Raw genomic sequence first — 23,211 nt, 5'->3', positions numbered from 1 at the left:
AACGCTAGTCGTCGATCGCCGCACTGGTCATTTCAGCCCAATCGCCGGCGGCGGTCCGCCACTGGACGCCTGGCACACGCCGGAAGACCGTGCCGGCGAGCTCCCAGCGCTTGCCGAGGTCGGCGAGCCGCTGCGCGAACTCGTCGAAGTCGCGCACCGACGCGACCTCTGCCGTGTCGGCGGGCGGCGCCGACCAGGCGACTTCGGCGACGGCCGCGATGCGGGGGAAGACCATCGATTCGACTTCGTCGATGGTCGCGAGTGTCTCCGTCCACACCGGAGCCTCGACGCCGAGGATGTGCGCGTCGCCCAGCCCGGGCACGATGCGGGCAGGATCCCACACGTATGCGTCGCGCACGGTCGTCGGGCCTCCGGCCCACTCCTGACCGAGCCTGTCGCCCTCCTCGTAGACGATGTCGAGGTAGGCGACGTCGGCCGGTGACATGATGACCGAACCGCCCTGGCGTACGAACGAGAGCGCGTCGTCGGCTGCGTCGCCGCGAGGCGTCAGGAAGTCCCAGTACTGGCCGACCGTTCCCGGCGGGAGCTGGTCGCTCGCACCCATCTCGTGCCAGCCGATCAGCGTCTTGCCGTGCGAGGCGGCGACGGCGGATGCGCGGGCGATGAAACGCAGGAACTCCTCGGGAGGCGTGACCAGCGACTCGTCGCCCCCGATGTGCAGGTACGGCCCGGGCGTGAGTGCACTCACCTCGCGGATGACGTCGTCGATGAACTCGTACGTGACCATGCTGTCGGCGTCGAGGGTGCTGAACCCCACCTTCGAGCCGGTGTACAACGCGGGCACGACACCGGATGGGTTCAGTTGCGGGTACGACGCGAGCGCGGCATTCGTGTGGCCCGGCATGTCGATCTCGGGCACGAGCGTGACGTGGCGTTCCTGTGCGTACGCGACGAGGCGGCGGTAGTCGTCGTGGGTGTAGAAGCCGCCCCGCGACCCGTCGCTGCCGGTCGATCCGCCATGGCGGGCGAGCTCCGGCCAGCTCTCTATGTCGATGCGCCAGCCCTGGTCGTCGGTGAGATGGAGATGGAGGTGGTTCAGCTTGAGGGGCACGATCGCGTCGATGAAGCGTTCGACCTCGTCGACGGTGAAGAAGTGGCGGGCGACGTCGAGCATGGCGCCGCGGTAGGCGTAGCGGGGATGATCGCGGATGCTCACCGGCGGGATCGACAGCGGGTCGGTGCCGCACTCCAGCGGGATCAGCTGGCGGACGGTCTGCACCCCGAGGAACGCGCCGGCCTCCGTGTCGGCGCCGATCCGGACGCCTTCAGGGGTGACCGTGACGGTGTAACCCTCCGCGGCGTGCCCCTCCGGTGCTTCGCCTTCGGCGATCACGATCGCGAAGTCGCCGTAGCCGGGCGGCTCATGCACGATCGCGGGATGCCGGCCGCAGTCGCCTGCCAGTGCGGCCGCGAGGACGCCGGCCACCGCATCCGCACCCTGACCGGCGACGCTGATCCGTGCATCCGGCGCGAGGGTGAACGGTGCGTCGCCGAACTGCTCGACGGACACCGGGCGCGGGATCACGGAGACGACGGGGGTCTGGGGCACAGGATTTACCTTCCTCGACGGTCGCCTCGCCCCACCCCGGAAAGCCGACATCTCCGCGAGTATCGCAGGGCCCCTTACATAAGGGCAAGAGCGCGTGGGGGTCCTGCTATGCTTCTGAGGTCGCAACTGGCGTTCAAATGGTCACCATTGGGAAGCGACGTGTGCCTTGATTTCATGGGCGGATTCGGCCGCGCGCCTGGGTCGATACGGATGACACCTGTCCAAACCCTGTCATGAAGGAGCCAGCTTTGTCCGACGCAGTATCTTCCACGTTCACCGCGCCCCTCTCCGAGGTCGACCCCGAGATCGCCGCCGTTCTCGAGCAGGAGCTCGGACGCCAGCGCGACTACCTCGAGATGATCGCGAGCGAGAACTTCGTTCCGCGCGCCGTCCTCGAATCGGCCGGCAGCGTGCTCACCAACAAGTACGCCGAGGGATACCCCGGCCGCCGCTACTACGGCGGCTGCGAGTTCGTCGACATCGCCGAACAGCTGGCGATCGACCGGGCGAAGAGCCTTTTCGGCGCCGAGTACGCCAACGTGCAGCCGCACTCCGGTGCGACCGCGAACGCGGCCGTCCTGTCGGCCATCGCGACTCCCGGCGACACCATCCTCGGGCTCGAACTGGCCCACGGCGGCCATCTCACCCACGGCATGAAGCTCAACTTCTCGGGCAAGCTCTACAACGCGGTCTCCTACGGCGTCGACCCCGAGTCGTTCCTCGTCGACATGAACGTCGTGCGCGACAAGGCGATCGAGCACAAGCCGCAGGTCATCATCGCCGGCTGGTCGGCGTACCCCCGGCACCTCGACTTCGCCGCGTTCCGCGAGATCGCCGACGAGGTGGGCGCGAAGCTCTGGGTCGACATGGCGCACTTCGCCGGTCTCGTCGCCGCAGGCGTGCACCCCTCGCCCGTCCCCTTCGCGGATGTAGTCAGCTCGACCGTGCACAAGACCATCGGCGGCCCGCGCTCCGGGTTCATCGTCAGCCGTGACATGGAGCTCGCCAAGAAGCTCAACTCGAACGTCTTCCCCGGCCAGCAGGGCGGCCCGCTCATGCACGTGATCGCAGCGAAGGCGACCGCGTTCAAGCTGGCGGCCACGCCGGAGTTCCGCGACCGTCAGGAGCGCACCATCCGCGGCGCCCAGATCCTTGCCGATCGTCTCATCGCCGAGGACTCGAAGTCGGGCGGCGTCGATGTGCTCACCGGTGGCACGGACGTGCACCTGGTGCTCGCCGACCTCCGCAACTCGCCGCTCGACGGCCAGCAGGCCGAGGACGTGCTGCACGAGGTGGGAATCACCGTCAACCGCAACGCCGTGCCGTTCGACCCGCGCCCGCCGATGGTCACATCCGGGCTCCGCATCGGTACTCCGGCGCTCGCCACGCGAGGGTTCGGCGATGCCGAGTTCACCGAGGTCGCCGACATCATCGCCGCAGCGCTCAAGCCGGAGGCCGACGTGCAGTCGCTGCGCGCCCGCGTGCGGAAGCTGACCGACGAGTTCCCGCTGTACCCCGGGCTCGGCCCCTCGGGCCAGGAGTCGATCGCCGTCGAGCTCCCGTCGTCCATCTGACCCCCACCTGATCCCTCATCGTGCGTCGAGCACAGGGTTGTTCCGGATATGGGACCGACTTTTCGAGAAGAACCCTGTGCTCGGCGGCTGAGACGCGAAAGGCGAAAGGAACGGCATGACTGCACAGATTCTTGACGGCAAGGCGACTGCCTCCGAGATCAAAGCGGAGCTGACCCTGCGGGTGGATCGGCTGCGCGAGCACGGCGTGGTGCCGGGGCTCGGAACCATCCTTGTCGGCGACGACCCCGGCTCCCAGTGGTACGTCGCAGGCAAGCACCGCGACTGCGCCGAGGTCGGCATCGCGTCCATCCGCCGCGATCTGCCCGCGACGATCTCGCAGGCCGAACTCGAGGCTGTCGTCGAAGAGCTCAACGACGACCCGTCCTGCACCGGGTTCATCGTGCAGCTGCCGCTGCCGCCGCACATCGACACGGACGCGATCCTCGAACTGGTCGATCCCGCCAAAGACGCTGACGGGCTGCACCCGACGAACCTCGGCCGGCTCGTGCTCAACCTCAGCCGGCCGATCACGACGCCGCTCCCGTGCACTCCGCGTGGGGTCATCGAGCTCATCCGGCGGCACGGGATCGATCTCGAAGGCAAACATGTCGTGGTGATCGGCCGCGGCGTGACGGTCGGTCGTGCGATCGGATCGCTGCTCACCCGGCGTGACGTCAACGCCACTGTCACCCTCACCCACACCGGTACGGTCGACCTCGACGCGCACCTCCGGCTGGCCGACGTCATCGTCTCCGCCGCAGGCGTTCCCGACCTGGTCACCGCCGACAACGTGAAGCCCGGCGCCGTCGTGCTCGACGTGGGTGTGAGCCGCGTGATCGACCCCGACACCGGCAAGAGCCGGGTCGCAGGCGACGTCGCGGCGGATGTGGCGGAGGTCGCATCGTGGATCTCCCCTAACCCGGGTGGCGTCGGCCCGATGACGCGCGCTCTGCTCCTGCAGAATGTGGTCGAGAGCGCGGAGCGGGCCCTCGAGGTCGCGCCGTGAGCGACCGGACCCATCCCGCCGTCGACCGCGTCGAGGAGGCCCTGAAGGCGAGCGGTGTCGAACCGCGCACGAGATGGTTCGCATCGGCCACGCCGACGGCCGCCTCTGCGGCTGCAGAACTGGGTGTCGAGGTGGGTGCGATCGCCAATTCACTCGTCTTCACGATCGACGGCGATCCCCTGCTCGTCATGACGTCGGGCGCGCACCGCGTCGACACGGCTTGGCTCGGCGCCCGTCTGGGCGGGACGATCCGCCGTGCCGAGGCGGAGACGGTCAAGGCGGCCACCGGGCAGACGATCGGCGGCGTCGCTCCGGTCGGTCACCCGGCGCCCATCCGGACGATCGTCGACACCGCCCTGGCGGGGTATCCCGAGATCTGGGCGGCCGCGGGCCACGCGCACACCGTCTTCGCGACGACGTTCGACGAACTGGTCCGCATCACCCGCGGCGAGCCGGGCCCCGTCGCACCCGACTGACCAACACCCGACTGACGAACGCCCGACTGACGCACGCGCTTCGCCTGGACGCACGCGCTTCACCTGGACGCACGCGTGTCGGACACGCTCTGGCGTACCATGCCGTACGTGGCCGACACGATGACGAATCGACTGGTGCTGCACCCGATCGACGAGATCGAGGCGGAGCGCATCCTCGGAGGCGTGCCCACGCCGGTCGACGACTGGGCTCCCGGGTATCCGTTCGAGGGAGACCTCGAAGCCGTCGGCGGGTTCCTGGCCGCGACCGTCGCGGGCGGCGACCAGCGGCCGTGGGGGTACTACCAGCTGCGCAGGCGCGAAGACGGGCTCGCGATCGGCGGGATCCGGTTCGCGGGGCCGCCCGACGCATCCGGAACCGTCGAAGTCGGCTACGGCCTCATCCCGGATGCTCGGGGCAAAGGATACGCGGCCGAGGCGCTCCGGGGGATGATCGCACTTGCGCGCGCGAATGGGGCGCTCCGAGTCATCGCCGAGACGTCGTCGAAGAACATCGCCTCCCAGCGCACCCTGCGGGACGTCGGGATGCCGCGGACGGGTTCAGCCGGAGACACCTGGCGCTATGAGCTGGCGTTGACGCCCGCCTGACGCGAGCGGTCGCCGAGTGTCACAGCTGCGGCCGAAAGGGACTGCTCTGCCGGACGCTCTCGGCGGGAACAGTTACTCTCGAGCGGAGTGGGTGTGGGGTCAGGCGCTGCGGTGCTCGGAGACGTGGTGACGGTAGGCGTCGGCGTTCGCGCGGATGCCCGCCCGCTCCTCCTCGGTGAGCTCGCGCCTGACCTTCCCCGGCACCCCGGCCACGAGCGACCCGGGCGGGATCTCGGCCCCCTCGAGCACGACCGTTCCGGCGGCGAGGAGCGACCCCGAACCGACCACCGCGCCGTTCAGGACGGTGGCGCTCATCCCGACCAGCACGTCGTCGCCGATCGTGCAGCCGTGGAGCACCGCCCCGTGGCCGACCGAGACCCCAGAGCCGACCGTGAGCGGAAAGCCGCGATCCACATGGCACGCGACCGTGTCCTGGAGGTTGGAACCCGCACCGATGACGATCGCCTCGTGTTCCGCACGCAGGACGGCGTTGTACCAGACGCTCGCTCCGTCGAGCAGGGTGACCTGGCCCGCGAGCACAGCGCCGGGGGCGACCCAGGCGGTGTCCGCGACCTCGGGGGAGCGTCCGTCGGAGAGGGAGATGAGCCGTGCCTCGGGGTGAACCGTCATGCCATCAGGGTAGACGGGATTCAATCCTCGTAGCTGAGGATGAAGCGGTCGCGCACGACCTTTCCGCTGGGGTCGATGGCGGCGTCGAGCGCCAACCGCACGTCGTCGAGGATCTCCGGGGGCAGGTCGAGCGGCACCTCGTCTGGCTGATCCACCGTTCCGACCGGGTAGTCGACGCCGGGGGTCGAGGTCATTTCGACGTGACACCCGCGCAGCACCGTCAGGTCGGGGCCTGCCGCATCGCGGAACGCGATCAGCCGGTCGATCGTCGCCCGGAACGCGACGCGATCCCGGATGTACAGCCGGCCGGGATACACGGTGTCGCCGGTGAAGAGGGTGCCCGATTCCCGATCGAAGAAGACCACGGCCGACGGTTCGTGGCCCGGCCCGGGGATCACATCGATGTTGCGGTCTCCGAGCGGAAGGACGGCCGGATGCTCCGGCCAGTCGCTCAGGCCGAAGAAGGCGATCACCTCCTCGACCCGCGTGCCGACCACGCTGGTGTGCGGCCGCCCGGCGAATTGGCCGTCGCCGGCGATGTGGTCGCCGTGCGCATGGGTGTGGGCTACGACGAGCTCGTACTCGCTGTTCGGGTGTGTTCGGAGCCAGTCGGCGATGAGACCGTCGACCGTCTCGCGGAGTGGGAGTCGCTCCGGGTCAGCGGTGGCTCCTGTGTCCAGCAGGAGGGCGCGGTCGGTGCCGAAGAGGAGGAACAGGAACGGGGCCTCCCAGTGCGACGCCTTCGGCTGCCGAAGCTGGATGGTGGATGGACTGAGCCGGGTGATCTCGAGCGGGATGCTCAACGCGCTCTCATTTCTCGCGCGCGGCGCCGTCGGCAGCGGTGACCGTGAACATGTCGGGCTGGGCGAAACCGTGCTCGGCGAACGCGCCGTCGATGGAGACCAGGACACGCGACACGTGCGCGGACGGGACGAGGGCGATCGCCGAGCCGCCGAAGCCGCCGCCGGTCATCCGTGCTCCGACAGCACCGGAGTTCTGGGCCGTCTCGACAGCGAGGTCGAGTTCGGGCACGGAGATCTCGAAGTCGTCGCGCATCGAACGGTGCGAGGCATCCAGCAGGTCGCCGATCGAGGCCGGTCCCAGCTCCCTGAGCGCACGCACCGTGTCGAGCACCCGCTGGTTCTCGGTGACGACATGACGCACACGACGGAACGTCTCGTCGTCGAGCACCTCGCGGGCACGCGGCAGGTCGTCGACACCGACATCGCGCAGGGAGGAGACACCGAGGGCCCGCGCTCCGGCCTCGCAGGATGCGCGGCGCGCCGCATAGCCGCCGGTCGCGTGGGCGTGGCTCACCCCGGTGTCGATGACGAGGAGTTCGAGACCAGCGGCTTCGAAGCCGAGTGGGACGATTTCGGCGTCGAGGGAGCGGCAGTCCAAGAACACAGCGGAGTCGCGGCGGCCGAGCAGCGAGGCGGACTGGTCCATGATGCCGGTGGGCGCGCCGACGGCGACATTCTCGGCCAGCTGACCCACGCTGGCAAGCTCTGCCGGGGTGAGGCCGAGCTGCCAGATGTCGTTCAGTGCTACGGCGACCGAGCTCTCGAGCGCGGCCGACGACGACAGCCCTGCCCCGACCGGCACGGTCGAGTCGATGAGGATGTCGAACCCCGGCACCGCGGCGAGGTCTGCGCCGTGCCGGCCGAGGGCCCAGGCGACGCCGAGCGGATAGGCGGCCCAGCCTCCGAGCGACTCCGGGTGCACCTCCGCGAGATCGATCTCGACGAGTTCGTCGGCGAACGAGCTGCCGATGCGCGCACGGGTGTCGTCACGAACGGCGACCGCAGCGATCGTGCGCCGGTTGATTGCGAGCGGCAGGACGAAGCCTTCGTTGTAATCGGTGTGCTCTCCGATGAGGTTGACCCGGCCGGGAGCGGACCAGAGGCCGTCCGCCTGCCTGCCGAACACCTCGGCGAAGGTGTCGAGGACGTCATCTCGCAGGTCGGTCATCGTGCTGCCTCTCCAGGGGTGGGATGTACGGGGTGGTCGCGGTCTGCACGCGCGATTCCGTCACGCACGAGGTCGGCTGCGCGCTCCGGCGGGATGTCGCCGATCCACGCGCCCATCGCGGACTCGGAGCCGGCGAGGAATTTCAGCTTATCCGCCGACCGCCGCGGGGAGGTGAGCTGCAGCATCAACCGGATGTCGTCGCGATGCGTGTTGACGGGCGCCTGGTGCCAGGCCGCGATGTACGGCGTCGGGGTGTCGTAGAGCGCATCCACTCCACGGAGGAGCCGGAGGTAGAGCGTCGCGAGTTCGTCCCGTTCCTCGTCGACGGTCTCGGCGAAGTCGGCCACGTGCCGGTGCGGGAGCAGGTGCACCTCGATCGGCCAGCGCGCGGCGAACGGGACGAAAGCGGTCCAGTGCCGCCCGGCGAGCACGACGCGCTCCGATGCGCGCTCGCTCTCGAGGATGTCGGCGAAGAGCGTCGAGCCGTATTGTTCGAGCGCTGCGATGAGGCGCGTGGTGCGCGGGGTGATGTACGGGTAGGCGTAGATCTGGCCGTGCGGATGGTGGAGTGTGACGCCGATCGCCTCGCCGCGGTTCTCGAACGGGAAGACCTGCTGCACGTTCGGCATCGCCGAGAGCGCGGCGGTGCGATCCGCCCACGCCTTGATGACCGTGCGTGCCCTCGACGGCGTGAGGCTGCCGAACGACCCTTCGTGCTCAGGGCTGAAGCAGACGACCTCGCAGCGGCCGACCGACCTGCGCGAGCGTCCGATCCCGATGGTCGCGAGGTCGTCGAGCCCCCGCGGCCCATCCGCGTCGGTGATCGCCGGCCCGAACGACGGCGACTTGTTCTCGAACACGGCGACGTCGTAGTTGCTCGGCACCTCGGACGGATTGGTCGGCGTCGCGGGCGCCAGTGGGTCGAGTTCGGCCGGCGGAAGGAAGACGCGGTTCTGTCGCGCCGCGGCGATGGACACCCATTCGCCGGTCAGCGGGTCCTGGCGCATGGTGGCGGTCGCGGGACGCGGCTCGGGAGCCCGCAGGTCGGGTGCGCGGTCCGGCGCGAGGATCGTGTCGGCGTCGTCGAAGTAGATCAGCTCGCGGCCATCGGCAAGGGAATGCACGCGTTTGGTGATCGAAGGCATGCGGTGACCTTTCAAGTTTCGGTTTCGAAAGTCAGACTATCGAAATCATAGGTACGACGCCATCCGTGTTTCGCATTGACAAGCCGAGGCTTCTGCAGCACGATGACCAGCATGGCCACCGCATCCGGAGAATCCCTCCCCGCCTCGACACGGCGTCAGCGGATGCTCGAACTCATCGGGCGCGACGGCTTCGCTCGCGTCGCCGACCTGGGTGAGGCGTTCCGGGTCTCCGAGGTGACCGTCCGCAACGACCTCGACCTGCTCGACGAGCAGCGGGCCATCCGCCGCGTGCACGGTGGTGCCGTGCTTCGTGGTGCAGCAGAGCCCCGCGAGCCGTCGTTCGAGGAATCCGTGGGCACGTCCGCTGCGGAGAAGATGGCGATCGCACAACGCGCTGCATCGATCGTGCGACCTGGCAGCAGCCTCATCCTCGACGTCGGCAGCACGACTGCGGCGATCGCCTCCGCGCTCGTGGCCCGCGAGGAACTCGTCGACGTCACCGTGATCACGAACGGGCTGACGATCGCGCTCGAACTCGAGAAGGCCATCCCGCGGTTCCAGGTGATCGTGACGGGTGGAACGCTCCGGCCGCTTCAGCATTCGCTGGTCGAACCGATGGCGCTGACGGTGCTGAGGGAACTGCACGCCGACCTCGCTTTCGTCGGCTGCAACGGCGTGCATCCGGCGAACGGAATCACCAACATCAATCTTCCCGAAGCCGACCTCAAGCGAGTGATGGTCGAAGCCGCCGAGCGCGCGATCGTGGTCGCGGACGGCGCCAAGATCGGTCGCACCCATCTGGGCCGCGTCGCATCGATCGACGAGGTCGACGAGCTGATCACGGGCGAGTCGGCGGATGCGCGCACCCTCGATGCACTCCGCGAGGCCGGGCTGGAGGTCGTCGTCGCTAGGGTGTGAGTATGCGCGCACCCACCGGCGACCAGTACGAACTCTCACTCCGCGCGGGGGGCCATGACCTCACGGCGACGATCACCCAGGTCGCGGCGGGGATCCGCGAGTTCCGCGTCGACGGCGTGGACCTCACCGAGCCGTTCCCGCTCGACGCGACCCCGCCCTCCGGCTGCGGCATCGTGCTCGTGCCGTGGCCCAACCGCGTCAAGGACGGCACCTGGGAGCACGACGGCCAGACCAGGCGGCTCGCTCTCACCGAACCCGACCGCAGCAACGCCATCCACGGGCTGCTGCGCTATCGCCCCTACGTTGTGGTCGAGCAGGATGCGGCGACAGTGACCCTGCATGCCGACGTGTTTCCCGAGCTCGGGTACCCGTTCCAGCTCGCCACCTCGGTGCGGTACGATCTCACGCCCGAAGGGCTCACCGTCACGCACACGGTGACCAACGCGGGTGCGTCACCTGCGCCGGTCGCGATCGGTGCGCATCCCTACCTGAAGATCGGCGGAGTGCCGACCGGCGACCTGGTCGTCACCGTGGATGCGGCCACGCACCTCGACGTCGACGATCGGCTGAACGTGGTCGGCGAGTCGGCTGTGGAAGGAACGCGCTTCGACCTGCGTGCCGGACGCCGGGTCGCCGACCTCGAACTCGACGACGGCTTCGCCGACGTGGCGATGGCGGATGGCGGAGCTCACCACGTCGTGACCGCCCCCGACGGTCGCGCTGTAACGCTCTGGACCGACGAGGACTTCGCCTACGTGCAGGTGTTCACCCAGCGAAGCTTCACGACACAGACGGCTTCCGATGTGGCGCTCGCCGTCGAGCCGATGACTGCGCCGGCGAATGCTTTGAACACGGGTCGCGGCGTGCGCTGGCTGGAGCCGGGCGCGTCATGGTCGCCACGGTGGGGAATCCGCCCCTCCGGATTCTGAGCCGGTTTCCGACCCGCGGTCTCAGACGTCCTCGACGTCCTCCTCGTCTCCGGCGCCGAATTCTTCGAGCTCCGTGAGGTCGGGCGCTCCGGCCGTGCCCTCGTCGAGTGTCCCCGTGCCGTCCGGATAGCCGGCCTCGTCGGGGTATTCGAACTCTCCCGGCTTGTGCTCGCCCATGGCTGCTCCCTCGTCTCGTCGCGTGCCGTACCGATCGTCCCAGTCTCGTCCGATCGCTTCCGGCGGGCAATGTCCAGCAGAGCCCGCCGTAGCGCCGCGTGACCGATCAGGCCAGAATGGCCTCGTGGCCAGGCGACTGGTAGTGATCGGGGCTCCGTCGAGTGCCGGTAGTTACGCGGCGGGGCAGGAGTCGGCGCCGCGGGTGCTGCGCGAGCGGGGGCTGATCGAGGCACTCCGGGCCTCAGGCCGCGACGTGACCGACGACGGGGACGGCCCGCTCCACGTGTGGCGGCCCGACCGCGACCGGCCACGCGCCCAGAATCTCGGTGAGGTGATCGCGTCCGTCGACGCCGTCGCGCGTCAGGTGGGTGCGGCTCTCGATGCCGGGTCCGACGCCCTCGTGATCGGCGGCAACTGCACCATCGCGCTCGGAGCCGTCAGCGCGCTTGCCGAGCGTTTCGCCGAGCCCGGACTCCTTTATCTCGACCGTCATTTCGACCTGAACACGCCGTCGACGACCTCCGATGGGGCTCTCGACTGGATGGGGCTCGCCCATGCACTGGGGCTTCCGGGATCCCTCCCCGGACTGCAGTCGGCGCTCGCTCACATCCCCCTCCTCACACCCGAACGCGTCCACCTCCTCGGCGTCGACCCGGATGCGACGACCGAGGGCGAGCAGCGGGCGCGGGCCGAGCTGCGCCTGGTGTGGCGCACGGGCGACGAGCTGGCCCTGCATCCGGTCAGCGAAACGCAGCGAGCGCTGGCGAGACTCGCACCCGGGCCCCTCGTCGTTCACCTCGATGTCGACGTCCTGGACTTCACCGACGCCCCGCTCGCGGAGGACACCGGAGGGCGGAACACCGGTCCGTCACTGGATGCGGTGGCCGAGTCACTCGAGACCGCCTGCCATGACGAGAGCGTCCGCGTGCTCACCGTGGCCGAACTGAACCCGACCCGGTCGGCCGGCGACCCGTCGGTGCTCGACCGGTTCGTGGCGGTGCTGGCGCGCGCCTTCGCCGTGGATTAGTTGGCGCTCCTAGTGCACGATCCCGAGCCTGACCAGGCTTTCGCCGGTGGCCGCGAGGGCGTCCTCGTTCGAGCGAGGGTCCCAGCCGAGCATCCGCGTGGCCTTCTCGTGGGTCGCCGGCTTGGCGCGCCCGAGCTCAGGGATGATCTGTCGCAGTGACGGAACGACCACCGCGATCGACTTCAGCACTCCGTCCGGCATCACGCGTTTCGGCACGCGGCGCGCGGCGGGCCCCAGGCGGTCGCGGAGGACGTGCGCCATCTCGGGCAGCGTCATCGGCTCACCCGCGATGGCGAGGAACCTGTTACCGGCCGCTGCGGGGTCGGTCATCGCTCGCACGTGCAGGTCGGCGACATCGCGCACGTCCACCACGCCGAAGAACATCCGCGGAACCGCGGGAAGGCTGCCGCTCATCATCCGCCGCACCAGCTCGATGGAGCTCGACACATCCTTGCCGAGCACGGGCCCGAAAATGCCGACCGGGTTCACCACGGCCAGTTCGAGGCCGCCTCCCTCATGGTCGACGAAGTCCCACGCAGCACGCTCGGCGAGGGTCTTCGACTTCACATACGCGGTGACGTCGGCATCCGGGTCCGTCCAGTCGGCTTCGGTGAACGGGCTGCCGTCCGGATGCGCGGGGCCGTAGCCGATCGCCGCGAAGGACGACGTGAGCACGACCCGCTTGACATCCCCATCCCGGGCCGCCCGAAGAGCCCGGAGGGCGCCCTCGCGAGCCGGCCGGATGAGCTCGTTCTCGTCCCGCGGCATCATCACCGGGAACGGAGACGCCACGTGCAGAACGAAGTCGCAACCGGCGACCGCCTCGGGCCAGCCGTCGTCCGAGAGCAGGTCGGCCCTGGCGAAGGACAGGGCGTCGCCCGGTTCGGCGCCGCCGACCTTCAGCATCGCCCGCACATCCGGTTCGCGTTCCAGGGATCGCACCGTCGTCCGAACGCGATAGCCGGCGTCGAGGAGCTTCAGGATGCAGTGGGCGCCGACGAATCCCGATCCACCTGTCACCAGCACCAGTTCGCCGCTCACGGCATCCTCCTTCGGTCGGGCCTGAGTTCAATCATGCAGCCCGGAGGGGAGAACGGGAACGGCGCGCCTCGTTCAGTCGGTGGGGGTCGCATCCGCGTCCCGCGCCGATGCGAGGGCGTTCGCCCACCACAGCAGGTCGGTCATCGTGGCGTCGAGCCGCGGCTTCACCTCCGCGAACACCTCCGCGTGCGCGGTGGGATCCTCCCGCAGCCGTCGCATCTGGTGGCCGAAGATGTGCGCAGACGTCCGCACCGATGCCATGTCGAGTTCAGCGGCGACCAGGCGCAGTTGTTCGATTGCGCGGCTTCCGCCGACGTTGCCGTAGCCGATGAAACCGATCGGCTTGTGGCGGAACTCGATGAAGAACGTGTCGAACAAGTTCTTCAGTGCGGCGGAATAGCCGTGGTTGTACTCGTTCGTCAGCACGATGTACCCGTCGGCGGCGTCGAGTGCCTGGCCGACCGTGGCCTCCGCCTCGCTCGCGTACGCTCGTTGATTCCGGGACGGTGGAACCGGCCCGTCGAAGAACGGCAGCGGATGCTCGCGCAGGTCGAGTACGTCGAGTGAGAGGTCACTTCGTGCGCCGAGCTCCTCGCGCAGCCAGGTGAGCGGGATGTCGGCGAATCGCCGGGTGCGCGTGCTTGCGACGATGAGACAGATGGCGGGGGTCGGCATGGTCACCACTGTACGCAGCGGCGAGGAGCCGGGTGGAGCCGAGCGGAGCCGAGTATTCCTCATTCTCTGGCGGCCGTGGAAGGCGCGTTCTACACTACGGAGAATGACGGCCGTCGACTGGCTCCTCGACTCCGATCCCGCCATTCGCTGGCAGGCGATGAGGGATCTCACCGATGCCGACGAGGCGAGCGTCGCCGCCGAGCGGGCGAGGATCGCCGACGAAGGGTGGGGTGCGCGGCTGCTCGCGCTCCAGGATGCCGACGGCCAGTGGGCCGGCGGAACCTACTTTCCGCCCGTGACGCGCGAACCGGAGAACCAGCCGTGGACGGCGACAGCGTTCACGCTGCAGCTGCTCCGCCAGTTCGGCATCGACCCTGACGACGAGCGGGTTGGCGCGGCGGTTGGTCTCGTCCGCGAGAACAGCCGGTGGGAGTACGACGGCTCGCGATTCTTCGACGGCGAGGTGGAACCGTGCATCAACGGCATGACGGTGGCGATCGGCGCCTACTTCGGCGAGGACGTGAGCGCCCTCGTCGATCGTCTGCTCACCGAATCCCTCGACGACGGCGGCTGGAATTGCGAAGCCGAGTTCGGGTCCGCCCGCAGTTCGTTCAACAGCACGATCTCGGTGCTCGAAGGGCTCCTCCAATACGAGACCAGCGTGGGCGCATCCGCCGAGATCACGGCGTCACGCGAGCGAGCACACGAATACCTGCTCGACCGGCATCTGATGCGCCGGCTCACGACGGGCGAGATCGTCAACGACCACTGGCTCGAGTTCTCGTTCCCGGTCCGCTGGCACTACGACGTGCTGCGCGGCCTGGAGTACCTGCGAGCAGCCGGTGTGAAGCCGGATGAACGGCTGGCCGAGCCGATCCAGCTCGTCGAGTCGAAGCGTGGCGCGGACGGCCGGTGGCTGCTCGAGAACACGCATCAGGGCGCCGTGCACTTCGAGCTCGAACAAGGGGACGGTCGGCCCAGCCGCTGGAACACCCTCCGTGCCCTGCGCGTGCTCGACTGGTATCACGCCGGCTGAGCCGCGCATCCACGTATCAGCGGCCGTAGGCCGACAGGAAGTGGTCGCGGAACGCATCCATCCGCCACACCGGCGCGCTCGGCGAGGGGAGCATGCCCGGCTCCCAGTTCCACGACGAGATCCGGTCGATGACCCGGGAATCCTTGGAGATGATGCTGATCGGCACGTTATGGTTCGCACCCGTCCCGCTGACCACTGCGGCGGGCTGGTGGTCGCCGAGCACCACGAGGACGAGGTTGGGATCGTCGAACGTGGTCAGGAACGAGAAGAGCGAGCTCATCGTGTACTCGATCGACTGGCCGTAGAGCTGTTGCACGTGGCGGGGGTCCTGCCAGACGACGCTCGGCGAGAGACCCTGCGCCGGCTGCGGATCGAAGACCGAACCGTCGCCGACAGACGACCACGGCACGAGATGGGGCAGCGGCGTCCACGGTGTGTGCGACGAGACGAAGTCGATCTCGGCCATCAGCGGTTTGTGCGGCTGCGCCAGTTCGTGCTGCTGGAGGTACGCCCATGTGTACTGGTCGGGGATGCGCGCATAACTGAACGCCGGGCCCTTGTAGCCCACGTTCAGCGCGTTGAGTTCGGTGCCGAAATGGTAGAACGAGCGACCGACAGGCCACGGTTTCGTATCCGACGGAACATCGCTCAGCGTCTGCCAGCCGGCTTTCCGGAAGGCGTCGCTGAGGGTGAAACGGCTCCCTTTGGTGACGGTGTCGTATTTCAGCTGCGAGTCGATCCACAGGCCTGTCTGCAGCGTCGAGTGAGCGAGCCAGCTGATGCCGCCGAATGTCGACGAGGTGAGGAAGGCGCTGCGCTCGCTGTAGCCGTGGGCGGCGAGGTCGGTGTTGCCCTGGCGAAGCACCGCATCCACGCCGGCGGAGTACGAGGTGTTCTGCACCGCCACCTGGCCGTAGCTTTCGATGAACGCGACGATGACGTCTTTGCCTTTCAGCTTGGTGAGCAGATCGGATGCGGGCAGCTGGGCGTACTGGTCGCTCGATCCCGCGCGCCGGATGGCCGCCTGGTCCCGCTCCGCCGCACTCACCTGATCGGCCGTCGCGACCGCGGCCGTGACGGTATCGGATGCGGCGATCGGCTCTCCCCGGACCAGCTGGGCGCCCGTGAGTGCGAGGACGACCCATCCTGCGATGACAGCGGTCGACCCGATCAGCGCACGGCGACGGTGCCGCCGGATGAGACCGGCCAGGTGCAGGAGGGAGGCCGCGACCGCGACCACGCACCCTGCTGCCGCGGCAATGACCAGGACCACGATGGCGGGCGCCGCGACAGGGCCTGTCGAATCGCTCAGCACGCCGTACGCATCCACCAGCTCGGGCCATCCGGTGACCACGTTGAACGGCTGCCCGACCGTGACCGTGAATCCGCGGTCCAGTGCCGCATTGAGCGTTGCGGACACGAAGAGCAGTGCGCAGAGCCCGGCGACGATCACGCGCGCCGTGCGCCAGGGCAGCAACGCCAGCACGGCGAGGGCGAGCACCGCCTCCAGCGGAACGCGGATGAGGGCCAGCGCCGATCCGGAATCGATCAGGCCGGGGGCGAGTGCTGCGAGGAAGAGGACGACGATGGAGAGGCCGGTCGCGATGCGCGCTCGTACAGTGCGGATGTTCGTCATGGCCTCCCCACCACCATCGAACGGACCGCCGCAGGGTCGGAGCTCTCAGGAGCATCCCGGACGAACCGGTCGGAGAGTGCGTAGCGCAGCAGCACGACGTCGCCGAGCTGCCGGACCTCGGCGAGGGTCGCTCGCCGGTCCTTCGCCCACGGGAACCCGGCGTCCCCGACGAAACGCGGCGCCCGCCGGTCGCCCACGAAGATCGGAGCCACCACCAGCTGGAGCTCGTCGACGAGGGCAGCGGACAGGAATTGCGTGGCGATCGTACCGCCGCCTTCCACCATGAGCCGGCGGATCCCCCGGTCTCCCAGGTCGGCGACGAGATCGCCCATCGTCACATCCTCGCTGAGTCCGACGACGATCGCGGCGCCGCCGAGCCGCCGCCGGATGCGCCGGGCCTTGGACGATGGACAGTAGACGACTTTCGTTGCGTCGCCTTCGGTGAAGAACGCCGCCCCCGGATCCAGATCGCCGGATGCGGTCACCGTGACCTTCCACGGCGTTCGCGGCCGTCCGGCGTCCTCCCGTCGACTCTGCCGGTCGGCGCTCCGGACGAGCAGCCGGGGGTTGTCACGGCGCACGGTGCGTGCCCCGACGAGGATGGCGTCGTTCAGGGCGCGCACCTCGTCGACGCGATCGAAGTCCGCAGCATTCGACAGCACCAGCCGGGGCGGATTGGGCGTGTCGAGGTAACCATCGAGCGATACCGCGCAGCTGAGGGTGACGTATGGGCCATCGATCACGATGATTCCTCCTTGCGATGGGTCATGAATACGATCGCGCCCGGGGCGAGCGAGATGAGAGTGAGTACGCCGTACAAGGTCGACGCGGCGACGCCGGCGGATGCGCCGAGGCCGGCGACAGCGAAAGCCCAGCCCGCCGCGCCCTCGCGGGGACCCCATCCGCCGACGTTGAAGGGGATGGATGCGGCGAGCAGGACGACCAGGGCGACCGGCACGAGCTGGTCGGGCGGCACGTGCGCCCCCACGGCGTTCGTCGCGATCGCGAGGATCGCGACGTGGCACGCGACGACGACGGCCGAGGCGAATGCGACGCCGATGAAGCCTGCGGCTGTTCCGAGGCCGGCGCGGAGCTCGTCCCGTTCGTGCCGCAGCGCTCTTCGGACGCGCGCGCTCGCCGCCGCCGCCGTGATCCCGGGGACGACGAGCACGGCCAGGCCCGCACCGACCACGGCGAGCACGATCCCTTCGAATTCCCTGCCGAAGAACGCGAGCACGACGAGCGCGAGTGCGACTTGAACCGCCTGCCCGACGCTGCGCTCGATCACGATGGCACGGGATGCACGACCGATGCTGTCGACGCTCCGGCCGTGCGTCACCGCACGGTCAGCGTCGCCGAGCACGCCGCCGGGCAGCACACTGTTCAGGAACTGGGAACGGTAGTACAGTGCCACCGCCGTCGTCCACGGCAGCCCGACGCCGAGACGCCCTGCGATGAACTGCCAGCGCCACGCGGATGCCCCGGTGGCGACCGCACAGAGCAGGACGGCCCCGCCGATCGACCGAGCGTCGAGGCTGAGCAGTCCATGGACGAACGGCTTAGTGCCGACTCGGGCGACGACCGCGACGAGCACGCCGCCGCCCAGCACGAGCTGGGTCGTCAGGCGGAACCACCGCGTCCGCGCGAAGGCGAGCCTGCGCGTCCGGGTACGCTCGCGCGTCCCGGTCTCGGCGAACCCTGTGGTCATCGCGGCCACGCCAGCAGATCCACGTGATGGATGACCGCGGAGAGCGCAGCGTGGGCCATCTGCGACCGACGCAGCTCGCGATACCCCGCGGATTCTGCACTCAGGTCGGGGGACTGCTCGACGGCCGCATCCACCCATCCATCGAACCACTCACGGAGCAGGCGGGGTTCGTAGTCGTCGAGACGCCAGGTCGTCGGCACCTCCCGTACATTCCAGCCGGCCACCTGGAAAAGCGCGCGAGCCATCGTCGGCCCGTCCGGTCCGAGCATCCTGCGACCGTCCGCCACACGTTGCTGATGGGCATCGAACGACCGCTCGTAGGCCTCGTCGCGCGGATCGCCGGGGTTCAGTTCCACCCGGCCTGTCACGCTGAGAGAGAGAAGGACAGGGGAGCCCACCTCGGCGCACGCTTCGACGATCGCCTGCAACTCGCGGGCGGTCACGACGTCGAGCAGGGCCGAAGCTGTGACGAGCGAGGCACCTTCCAGGTCGGCGGCGGTAAGCGCGGCGAGCTCTCCGACACGAGACCTGACGGCGATCGGCTGGTTGCCGCGATCGCAGGGGCGCACCCCATCAACGGCGCGCTCGACCAGGCTCGCGTTCCAGTCGTGGAGCACCCATTCCTGGGGGCCGGGAAGGAGAGGCGCGAGCCAGCGCATCATGGCGCCCGTGCCGCTTCCCAGATCGTGCACGACGATCGGGCGCGTGGGCAGCATGGCGGCCGCAGCCAGGGCGAGCGTCCGCGAGCGCGCCCGCGCATCCTCCGTCTCGCGGAGTTCGAGCCAGTCGCTGCTGACGTCGAGAACCTGGCTCATACGATGACCTCTCGTCTTCCGGTGAGGGCGACGTCATCGAGCGTCGCCGCGATGATCGCGGTCGTCGTGCTCCACGGCTGGAGTCCGTCGCGTGCGGCCAGAGCAGCCGTCTTCAGTTCGTGACGCCTGACCGGGCTCGCCAGCCATTGGCGCAGGACGACGCCCAGCGCCCACGCGTCCTCTGCAAGGACGATGATGCCTGCCCCGCCGCTCCCCACCGCCTCGGGAAGGCCGCCCGCCCCGGACGCGACGACCGGGATTCCCCGTGCGTAGGCCTCGGTGACGACCATGCCGTAGCTCTCGGCACGCGACGGCGCGACCAGGAGGTCGGCCTGCGCGTACTCGTCCGCGAGGCGCCTGCCCGTCAGCACGCCGGTGAACGTGACTCGTTTCGCGAGCCCGGCGGACTCGACCGCGGCTGTGAGTTCCGCGACGAACGCGGGTGCGACGTCGAGCGACCCGACGAACGTGCAGGTCCACTGATCGTCGTCCGGAAGCCCGGCGAGAGCGCTGATGAGCAGATCCTGGCCTTTGTGGGGCGCGACCGCCGCGACGCAGAGCAGCCGGGCACCGGTCTCGGAGGCGGTCGTCGCGGGCGCGGGGTCTGTCCCGGGTGTGGCGACGACGATCCGGTGCGGGTCTGCGAAATCCTGTTCGATGAGTTCCGAGCGCGTCCAGTGGCTGGTCGCGATGACCCGCTCGGCGTGCCGGAACGCGCTCCCATCCTCTGGTGGCATGTGTGCGAGCACGACCACGCGAAGCCGGGTCGAATTCTCAGCCAGTCCCGTCGGCTCGCGTTCGGCGATGAGGCCGTCGATGAGCACCAGAACGCCGTCCGGGAGCTGCGCCAGCGCCGCCGCCGCCTGCCGATCCTGGCCGTCAGCGATGCGGATCAGCTCCACCCTCCGGCCCTGCCGGGCCAGACCGTCGCGAACGTGCTGGTCGTAGACGTTGCCGCCGCTCACTCGAGCAGGGTCGTCGATGGTGTCGGGCACGACGAACCAGATGGGGGCTCTCTGCTGTCCGCTCACAGCGCCCTCGAATAGCTCGCCCATGCAATGTGCGATTCGTGGAGGGTGACCGTGATCGACGTCAACCGCTGCCCATTTCCGAGCCGCCCCGCGCCGGCCTGTTCGGCCAGCCGATCGGCGATCACCTGGCAGAGGCGTTCGGTCGTCGTGTTCATCCCGGCGAAGTCGGGGTCGTCATCGAGGTTGCGGTAGGTGAGCGACCCGGTGATCTCCGCGAGTGCGGCGGCGGCGCGCCCGATGTCGACGACGACGCCATCCTGATCCAGTTCGTCCGCACCGAACGTCGCGTCGACGATGAAGGTGGCTCCGTGAAGTCGTTGCGCGGGGCCGAAGGCATTACCCGTGAAGCTGTGGGCGACCATCATGTGGTCGCGGACCGTCACAGAGAATGTCATTCCGAGTCCTCCCAGGTCAGTGTGTGGCAGAGGTCTGCGTTCGACCGGTCGGCGAGACGAGCCATCACCTCGGGAAGCTCCCGCCACGACGATTCCGCGGTCAGCAGGACATCGAAGGCGGGGTCGCGCAGGAAGCGCAGGGCCAGTTCGAGCCGATCCCGGGTCGTCCGGCTTCCGCGGCGTCGCGCGGCCACTGCACTCACCTGGCTCGCGCGGATCGTGAGCCGCCGCGAATGGAAGTCGCCGCCGAGCTGCAGGGTGGCCGGGCGGTCCCCGTACCAGCTCGCCTCGATCACCTCACCCTCGGTGACGACGGATTCGAGTGCGAGCTGGAGTCCCGCATCCGACCCGCTCGTGTTGATCACGAGGTCACGGTCGTGCGGTGCCTTCGATGGTTCAGCGAACGTGACGCCCAGGCGGTCGGCCACGTCACGCCGCGTCGGGTCGATGTCGACCAGCACCACCTCGACGCCGGCGATGCCGCGGAGCAGGCGGGCGATCGAGCATCCGATCATTCCGCCGCCGACGACGGTGACGCGATCTCCGAGGAGGGGTGCGGCGTCCCACAGCACGTTGACCGCCGTCTCGACCGCGCCCGCGAGCACGGCGCGTCGCTCCGGCACGCCGTCGGGTATCGGAACGACGGCGTCTGCTGGAACGACGAAAGCCGACTGGTGGGGAAACAGAGTGAAGACCCGCTGCCCGAGCAGCTCCGCCGGGCCCTCCTCGACCACGCCGACGTTGAGATAGCCGTACTTCACCGGACCGGGGAACTCGCCTTCCTGGAAGGGAGCACGCATGCGCGCGCGCTCGCCGACCGGCACGCGGCCCGTGAACACCGAGGTCTCGGTGCCGCGGCTCACGCCGGTGTGCAGGGTGCGCACCAGCACATCCTGTTCTCCGATGCGCGGCAGCGGTTCACGGCGCAGAACGCCGACGCCGGGCTCGTCGACCCAGAATGCGGTTGCTTCGAGCACGTCTCCTCCTCCTTGTGAACCATTGGGATGCGGTCGGCGTGTTAACGATGAGACCCCTGATCAAGACACGAGGCAGACGTGAAACGAGTTCAACTGGCACCCATCGGTTCGGCCGCCACAGGCGTGGCGGCCGTCGCGGTGCTCTGGGAGCTTCCGGTGGAATGGGGGATGCCGCCGCTCCCGATTACCGGATGGATGGCGGCGATCGCATACCTGCTCGTCTCCAACGGACTGCTCCTCCGCGGACTGCAACGACGGCACGCGACCCGGTTTGGAGCCGCGAACATCGTCACGACCGTTCGCTCGTCGCTCGTCGGTGTGATCACCGGGTTGGTCGTCGCGTCGTTCACGACCGAGGTCCCGGCCGCGCTGCTCGTCAGTCTGGCCGTGCCGGCCCTTCTGCTGGACGCGGTCGACGGGTGGGTCGCACGACGCACGGGATCGTCGACCGAGCTCGGCGCCCGGTACGACATGGAGGTGGATGCGTTCCTCCTGCTGGTTCTGAGCATGTACGTCGCACAGATCATGGGCCCCTGGGTGCTCTCGATCGGTCTCATGCGTTACGCGTTCGTGGTCGCCGGCTGGTTCCTTCCCTGGCTTCGGCGTCCGCTCCCGCCGCGCTACTGGCGCAAGGTGGTGACCGCCGTGCAGGGTGTCGCGCTGACGATCGCGATGTCCGGTCTGCTCCCGCGGATCGATATCGCGGTCGTGGCGATCGCACTTGCGCTGCTCACCGAATCCTTCGGTCGCGACGTGGTGTGGCTGGTGCGCGCGCGCCGCGTCGAGTCGGTCGCCGCGACGACGTCGCTTGTGGACGAGGCATCCCTGCCCTGACAGCGCTTACCGGTGAGGAGCGGGCCTCAGACCGCGGAGATGAACGACGACACGGCGTCGAGTGACCCCGGTGCGATCCGGTAATAGGCCCAGGTGCCGCGCTTCGACCTTGTGAGGAAGCCGGCTGCGGTGAGCACCTTCAGGTGATGTGACACTGTCGGCTGCGACAGACCGAGCGGATCGGTCAGATCGCACACGCAGGCCTCACCGTCCTCGTGCGCGGCGATCATCGACACGATCCGCAACCGGGCCGGGTCGGCGAGCGCCTTGAGAGCGCGGGCGAGTGAAGCCGCATTCTCTTCGCTCACCACATCCCGAGTGATCGGCGCGCAGCACGACTGCAGGTCGCGCAGGGGGAGCAGTTCGATCGAGGTCACGCAGAAAGTCTTACTCTTATATTGACAACCGTCAATGTTTAGTCGGATGCTCGTTACATCGACAAACATCGATGGAGGAGGTTGAATGTGAACGAGTGCTGTGACCCGACGGTCTGTCAGCCCTTGCCGGACGGCTCCTGCCAGCCCGGATGCTGCTGACCTTCCCGGGCCGCCGTCCCGTGTGGCGGCGGCCCACCCGACCATCCTGACCATGGAGGACATCGTGACCACCGCCATCCCGACCGTGCTGTTCGTCTGCGTGCACAACGCCGGCCGATCCCAGATGGCCGCGGGCTACCTTCGCAGCATTGCGGGCGACCGCGTGCGCGTCCTCTCCGGCGGCTCGGAACCCGCGACCGGACTCAACCCCGTGGCCGTGGAGGCGATGGGCGAAGAGGGCATCGATATCGCGCAGGAGGTTCCGAGCATCCTGGAGACCGAACAGGTGCGCGAATCCGACGTGGTGATCACGATGGGCTGCGGCGACGCTTGCCCGATCTTCCCGGGAAAGCGCTACGAAGACTGGGAGCTCGAGGATCCGGCCGGGAAGGACCTGCCCACCGTTCGGCGCATCCGCGACGACATCCGAGGGCGCGTGGAAGACCTGGTCGCGAGCCTGGCGTTCGGAACTGCCGGTGCGGAGAACTAGCATTCGAG

26 protein-coding genes and 1 riboswitch are annotated in these 23,211 nt (G+C 68.8%); of the genes, 10 read left to right on the top strand and 16 right to left on the bottom strand.

The features are described 5' to 3' along the window. Nucleotides 1-4: 4 nt before the first annotated feature. The gene (locus G3T36_RS00720; RefSeq protein WP_338031406.1) at nucleotides 5-1,570 is read right to left on the bottom strand and encodes a beta-N-acetylhexosaminidase; all 1,566 of its coding nucleotides are present in this window, start codon (nucleotides 1,568-1,570) and stop codon (nucleotides 5-7) included. Nucleotides 1,571-1,682: 112 nt separating this feature from the next. Next, a riboswitch (ZMP/ZTP riboswitch) is annotated at nucleotides 1,683-1,779 on the top strand. Nucleotides 1,780-1,803: 24 nt separating this feature from the next. Between G3T36_RS00720 and glyA the strand changes: the two genes are divergently transcribed. The 4 genes from glyA to G3T36_RS00700 all read left to right on the top strand — a co-directional run bounded on the left by glyA (nucleotide 1,804) and on the right by G3T36_RS00700 (nucleotide 5,232). Next, entirely contained in the window at nucleotides 1,804-3,144 is a 1,341-nt protein-coding gene (gene glyA / locus G3T36_RS00715) for a serine hydroxymethyltransferase (protein ID WP_163287521.1), read from the top strand. Nucleotides 3,145-3,259: 115 nt separating this feature from the next. Then, on the top strand, nucleotides 3,260-4,150 hold the full coding sequence (locus tag G3T36_RS00710) for a bifunctional methylenetetrahydrofolate dehydrogenase/methenyltetrahydrofolate cyclohydrolase (RefSeq protein WP_163287520.1): 891 nt from the start codon (nucleotides 3,260-3,262) through the stop codon (nucleotides 4,148-4,150). After that, nucleotides 4,147-4,626 carry a YbaK/EbsC family protein gene (locus G3T36_RS00705; protein WP_163287519.1) on the top strand — a complete coding sequence of 160 codons (480 nt, stop codon included), beginning with the start codon at nucleotides 4,147-4,149 and terminating at the stop codon, nucleotides 4,624-4,626. Before G3T36_RS00710 ends, G3T36_RS00705 begins: the two co-directional genes overlap by 4 nt. Nucleotides 4,627-4,734: 108 nt before the next feature. Further along, entirely contained in the window at nucleotides 4,735-5,232 is a 498-nt protein-coding gene (locus tag G3T36_RS00700) for a GNAT family N-acetyltransferase (protein WP_163287518.1), read from the top strand. A 99-nt stretch (nucleotides 5,233-5,331) separates the two neighbouring features. Here the strand turns inward: G3T36_RS00700 and G3T36_RS00695 are convergent, their stop codons facing one another. Genes G3T36_RS00695 through galT form a run of 4 tightly spaced genes read right to left on the bottom strand, consistent with a single transcriptional unit; the run spans nucleotide 5,332 to nucleotide 8,978 of the window. Continuing rightward, nucleotides 5,332-5,862, bottom strand: a complete 531-nt coding sequence (locus tag G3T36_RS00695; protein WP_163287517.1) for a gamma carbonic anhydrase family protein — start codon at nucleotides 5,860-5,862, stop codon at nucleotides 5,332-5,334. 20 nt (nucleotides 5,863-5,882) lie between these two features. Beyond that, complete coding sequence (locus G3T36_RS00690) at nucleotides 5,883-6,665, bottom strand: MBL fold metallo-hydrolase (RefSeq protein ID WP_193570835.1); 783 nt, start codon at nucleotides 6,663-6,665, stop codon at nucleotides 5,883-5,885. 7 nt (nucleotides 6,666-6,672) lie between these two features. Further along, a complete protein-coding gene (gene galK / locus G3T36_RS00685; protein ID WP_163287516.1) occupies nucleotides 6,673-7,833 on the bottom strand; it encodes a galactokinase in 1,161 nt (386 codons plus the stop codon). Then, nucleotides 7,830-8,978 (bottom strand): galactose-1-phosphate uridylyltransferase, encoded by a 1,149-nt coding sequence (gene galT, locus G3T36_RS00680; RefSeq protein ID WP_163287515.1) that lies wholly within the window; start codon nucleotides 8,976-8,978, stop codon nucleotides 7,830-7,832. Before galT ends, galK begins: the two co-directional genes overlap by 4 nt. Before the next feature lie 102 nt (nucleotides 8,979-9,080). Here galT and G3T36_RS00675 point away from each other — a divergent pair, with 102 nt between their 5' ends. Next, the gene (locus tag G3T36_RS00675) at nucleotides 9,081-9,896 is read left to right on the top strand and encodes a DeoR/GlpR family DNA-binding transcription regulator (RefSeq protein ID WP_338031405.1); all 816 of its coding nucleotides are present in this window, start codon (nucleotides 9,081-9,083) and stop codon (nucleotides 9,894-9,896) included. Between the two features lie 2 nt (nucleotides 9,897-9,898). Beyond that, entirely contained in the window at nucleotides 9,899-10,825 is a 927-nt protein-coding gene (locus G3T36_RS00670) for an aldose 1-epimerase family protein (RefSeq protein WP_163287514.1), read from the top strand. A gap of 21 nt (nucleotides 10,826-10,846) precedes the next feature. On the opposite strand, the gene G3T36_RS00665 is transcribed toward G3T36_RS00670, so the two are convergent. Beyond that, on the bottom strand, nucleotides 10,847-11,002 hold the full coding sequence (locus G3T36_RS00665; protein ID WP_163287513.1) for a hypothetical protein: 156 nt from the start codon (nucleotides 11,000-11,002) through the stop codon (nucleotides 10,847-10,849). A gap of 124 nt (nucleotides 11,003-11,126) precedes the next feature. On the opposite strand from G3T36_RS00665, the gene G3T36_RS00660 reads away from it, so the two are divergent. After that, on the top strand, nucleotides 11,127-12,029 hold the full coding sequence (locus G3T36_RS00660; protein ID WP_163287512.1) for an arginase family protein: 903 nt from the start codon (nucleotides 11,127-11,129) through the stop codon (nucleotides 12,027-12,029). 9 nt (nucleotides 12,030-12,038) lie between these two features. Here G3T36_RS00660 and G3T36_RS00655 read toward each other — a convergent pair whose 3' ends face one another. Both G3T36_RS00655 and G3T36_RS00650 read right to left on the bottom strand, forming a co-directional pair. Further along, complete coding sequence (locus tag G3T36_RS00655; RefSeq protein ID WP_163287511.1) at nucleotides 12,039-13,070, bottom strand: NAD-dependent epimerase/dehydratase family protein; 1,032 nt, start codon at nucleotides 13,068-13,070, stop codon at nucleotides 12,039-12,041. 72 nt (nucleotides 13,071-13,142) lie between these two features. Continuing rightward, nucleotides 13,143-13,745 (bottom strand): NADPH-dependent FMN reductase, encoded by a 603-nt coding sequence (locus tag G3T36_RS00650; protein ID WP_163287510.1) that lies wholly within the window; start codon nucleotides 13,743-13,745, stop codon nucleotides 13,143-13,145. 103 nt (nucleotides 13,746-13,848) lie between these two features. Here G3T36_RS00650 and G3T36_RS00645 point away from each other — a divergent pair, with 103 nt between their 5' ends. Further along, the gene (locus G3T36_RS00645) at nucleotides 13,849-14,781 is read left to right on the top strand and encodes a prenyltransferase/squalene oxidase repeat-containing protein (RefSeq protein ID WP_163287509.1); all 933 of its coding nucleotides are present in this window, start codon (nucleotides 13,849-13,851) and stop codon (nucleotides 14,779-14,781) included. A gap of 16 nt (nucleotides 14,782-14,797) precedes the next feature. Here the strand turns inward: G3T36_RS00645 and G3T36_RS00640 are convergent, their stop codons facing one another. From G3T36_RS00640 to G3T36_RS00610, 7 genes are read right to left on the bottom strand one after another with little or no spacing between them, the layout of a single operon-like run. Continuing rightward, a complete protein-coding gene (locus tag G3T36_RS00640; protein ID WP_163287508.1) occupies nucleotides 14,798-16,417 on the bottom strand; it encodes an alkaline phosphatase family protein in 1,620 nt (539 codons plus the stop codon). Further along, on the bottom strand, nucleotides 16,414-17,160 hold the full coding sequence (locus G3T36_RS00635) for a dihydrofolate reductase family protein (protein WP_163287507.1): 747 nt from the start codon (nucleotides 17,158-17,160) through the stop codon (nucleotides 16,414-16,416). The genes G3T36_RS00640 and G3T36_RS00635 overlap by 4 nt, the downstream gene beginning before the upstream one ends. Continuing rightward, entirely contained in the window at nucleotides 17,157-18,125 is a 969-nt protein-coding gene (locus G3T36_RS19625; RefSeq protein WP_240148277.1) for a lysylphosphatidylglycerol synthase transmembrane domain-containing protein, read from the bottom strand. Before G3T36_RS19625 ends, G3T36_RS00635 begins: the two co-directional genes overlap by 4 nt. After that, a complete protein-coding gene (locus G3T36_RS00625) occupies nucleotides 18,122-18,940 on the bottom strand; it encodes an SAM-dependent methyltransferase (protein WP_163287505.1) in 819 nt (272 codons plus the stop codon). The genes G3T36_RS19625 and G3T36_RS00625 overlap by 4 nt, the downstream gene beginning before the upstream one ends. Further along, on the bottom strand, nucleotides 18,937-19,971 hold the full coding sequence (locus G3T36_RS00620; RefSeq protein WP_163287504.1) for a glycosyltransferase: 1,035 nt from the start codon (nucleotides 19,969-19,971) through the stop codon (nucleotides 18,937-18,939). The genes G3T36_RS00625 and G3T36_RS00620 overlap by 4 nt, the downstream gene beginning before the upstream one ends. Continuing rightward, a complete protein-coding gene (locus G3T36_RS00615) occupies nucleotides 19,968-20,366 on the bottom strand; it encodes a 6-pyruvoyl trahydropterin synthase family protein (RefSeq protein WP_163287503.1) in 399 nt (132 codons plus the stop codon). Before G3T36_RS00615 ends, G3T36_RS00620 begins: the two co-directional genes overlap by 4 nt. Further along, nucleotides 20,363-21,343: an MDR/zinc-dependent alcohol dehydrogenase-like family protein gene (locus G3T36_RS00610; protein WP_163287502.1), complete on the bottom strand. Its 981-nt coding sequence runs from the start codon at nucleotides 21,341-21,343 to the stop codon at nucleotides 20,363-20,365. Before G3T36_RS00610 ends, G3T36_RS00615 begins: the two co-directional genes overlap by 4 nt. Nucleotides 21,344-21,421: 78 nt before the next feature. Here G3T36_RS00610 and G3T36_RS00605 point away from each other — a divergent pair, with 78 nt between their 5' ends. Continuing rightward, nucleotides 21,422-22,177 carry a CDP-alcohol phosphatidyltransferase family protein gene (locus G3T36_RS00605; protein WP_338031404.1) on the top strand — a complete coding sequence of 252 codons (756 nt, stop codon included), beginning with the start codon at nucleotides 21,422-21,424 and terminating at the stop codon, nucleotides 22,175-22,177. 26 nt (nucleotides 22,178-22,203) lie between these two features. On the opposite strand, the gene G3T36_RS00600 is transcribed toward G3T36_RS00605, so the two are convergent. Further along, the gene (locus tag G3T36_RS00600) at nucleotides 22,204-22,554 is read right to left on the bottom strand and encodes a metalloregulator ArsR/SmtB family transcription factor (protein ID WP_163287501.1); all 351 of its coding nucleotides are present in this window, start codon (nucleotides 22,552-22,554) and stop codon (nucleotides 22,204-22,206) included. Nucleotides 22,555-22,765: 211 nt separating this feature from the next. Here G3T36_RS00600 and G3T36_RS00595 point away from each other — a divergent pair, with 211 nt between their 5' ends. Further along, nucleotides 22,766-23,203: an arsenate reductase ArsC gene (locus G3T36_RS00595; protein WP_163288984.1), complete on the top strand. Its 438-nt coding sequence runs from the start codon at nucleotides 22,766-22,768 to the stop codon at nucleotides 23,201-23,203. Nucleotides 23,204-23,211: the final 8 nt, after the last annotated feature.

The sequence above is a fragment of the Leifsonia tongyongensis genome (genome assembly GCF_010686705.1).
Taxonomy (GTDB): Bacteria; Actinomycetota; Actinomycetes; order Actinomycetales; family Microbacteriaceae; genus Diaminobutyricibacter; species Diaminobutyricibacter tongyongensis.
The sequence above is the reverse complement of the archived record's forward strand: the minus strand, read 5'-3'. Positions and strand labels throughout refer to the sequence as shown.

Excerpts from the sequence above, each read along its gene's own strand:
- G3T36_RS19625 (WP_240148277.1), bottom strand. The coding sequence starts at position 18,125 with ATGACCACAGGGTTCGCCGAGACCGGGACGCGCGAGCGTACCCGGACG.
- G3T36_RS00615 (WP_163287503.1), bottom strand. The coding sequence starts at position 20,366 with ATGACATTCTCTGTGACGGTCCGCGACCACATGATGGTCGCCCACAGC.
- galK (WP_163287516.1), bottom strand. The coding sequence starts at position 7,833 with ATGACCGACCTGCGAGATGACGTCCTCGACACCTTCGCCGAGGTGTTC.
- G3T36_RS00625 (WP_163287505.1), bottom strand. The coding sequence starts at position 18,940 with ATGAGCCAGGTTCTCGACGTCAGCAGCGACTGGCTCGAACTCCGCGAG.
- G3T36_RS00595 (WP_163288984.1), top strand. The coding sequence starts at position 22,766 with ATGGAGGACATCGTGACCACCGCCATCCCGACCGTGCTGTTCGTCTGC.
- glyA (WP_163287521.1), top strand. The coding sequence starts at position 1,804 with ATGAAGGAGCCAGCTTTGTCCGACGCAGTATCTTCCACGTTCACCGCG.
- G3T36_RS00675 (WP_338031405.1), top strand. The coding sequence starts at position 9,081 with ATGACCAGCATGGCCACCGCATCCGGAGAATCCCTCCCCGCCTCGACA.
- G3T36_RS00650 (WP_163287510.1), bottom strand. The coding sequence starts at position 13,745 with ATGCCGACCCCCGCCATCTGTCTCATCGTCGCAAGCACGCGCACCCGG.
- G3T36_RS00670 (WP_163287514.1), top strand. The coding sequence starts at position 9,899 with ATGCGCGCACCCACCGGCGACCAGTACGAACTCTCACTCCGCGCGGGG.
- G3T36_RS00665 (WP_163287513.1), bottom strand. The coding sequence starts at position 11,002 with ATGGGCGAGCACAAGCCGGGAGAGTTCGAATACCCCGACGAGGCCGGC.
- G3T36_RS00695 (WP_163287517.1), bottom strand. The coding sequence starts at position 5,862 with ATGACGGTTCACCCCGAGGCACGGCTCATCTCCCTCTCCGACGGACGC.
- G3T36_RS00640 (WP_163287508.1), bottom strand. The coding sequence starts at position 16,417 with ATGACGAACATCCGCACTGTACGAGCGCGCATCGCGACCGGCCTCTCC.
- G3T36_RS00710 (WP_163287520.1), top strand. The coding sequence starts at position 3,260 with ATGACTGCACAGATTCTTGACGGCAAGGCGACTGCCTCCGAGATCAAA.
- G3T36_RS00645 (WP_163287509.1), top strand. The coding sequence starts at position 13,849 with ATGACGGCCGTCGACTGGCTCCTCGACTCCGATCCCGCCATTCGCTGG.
- galT (WP_163287515.1), bottom strand. The coding sequence starts at position 8,978 with ATGCCTTCGATCACCAAACGCGTGCATTCCCTTGCCGATGGCCGCGAG.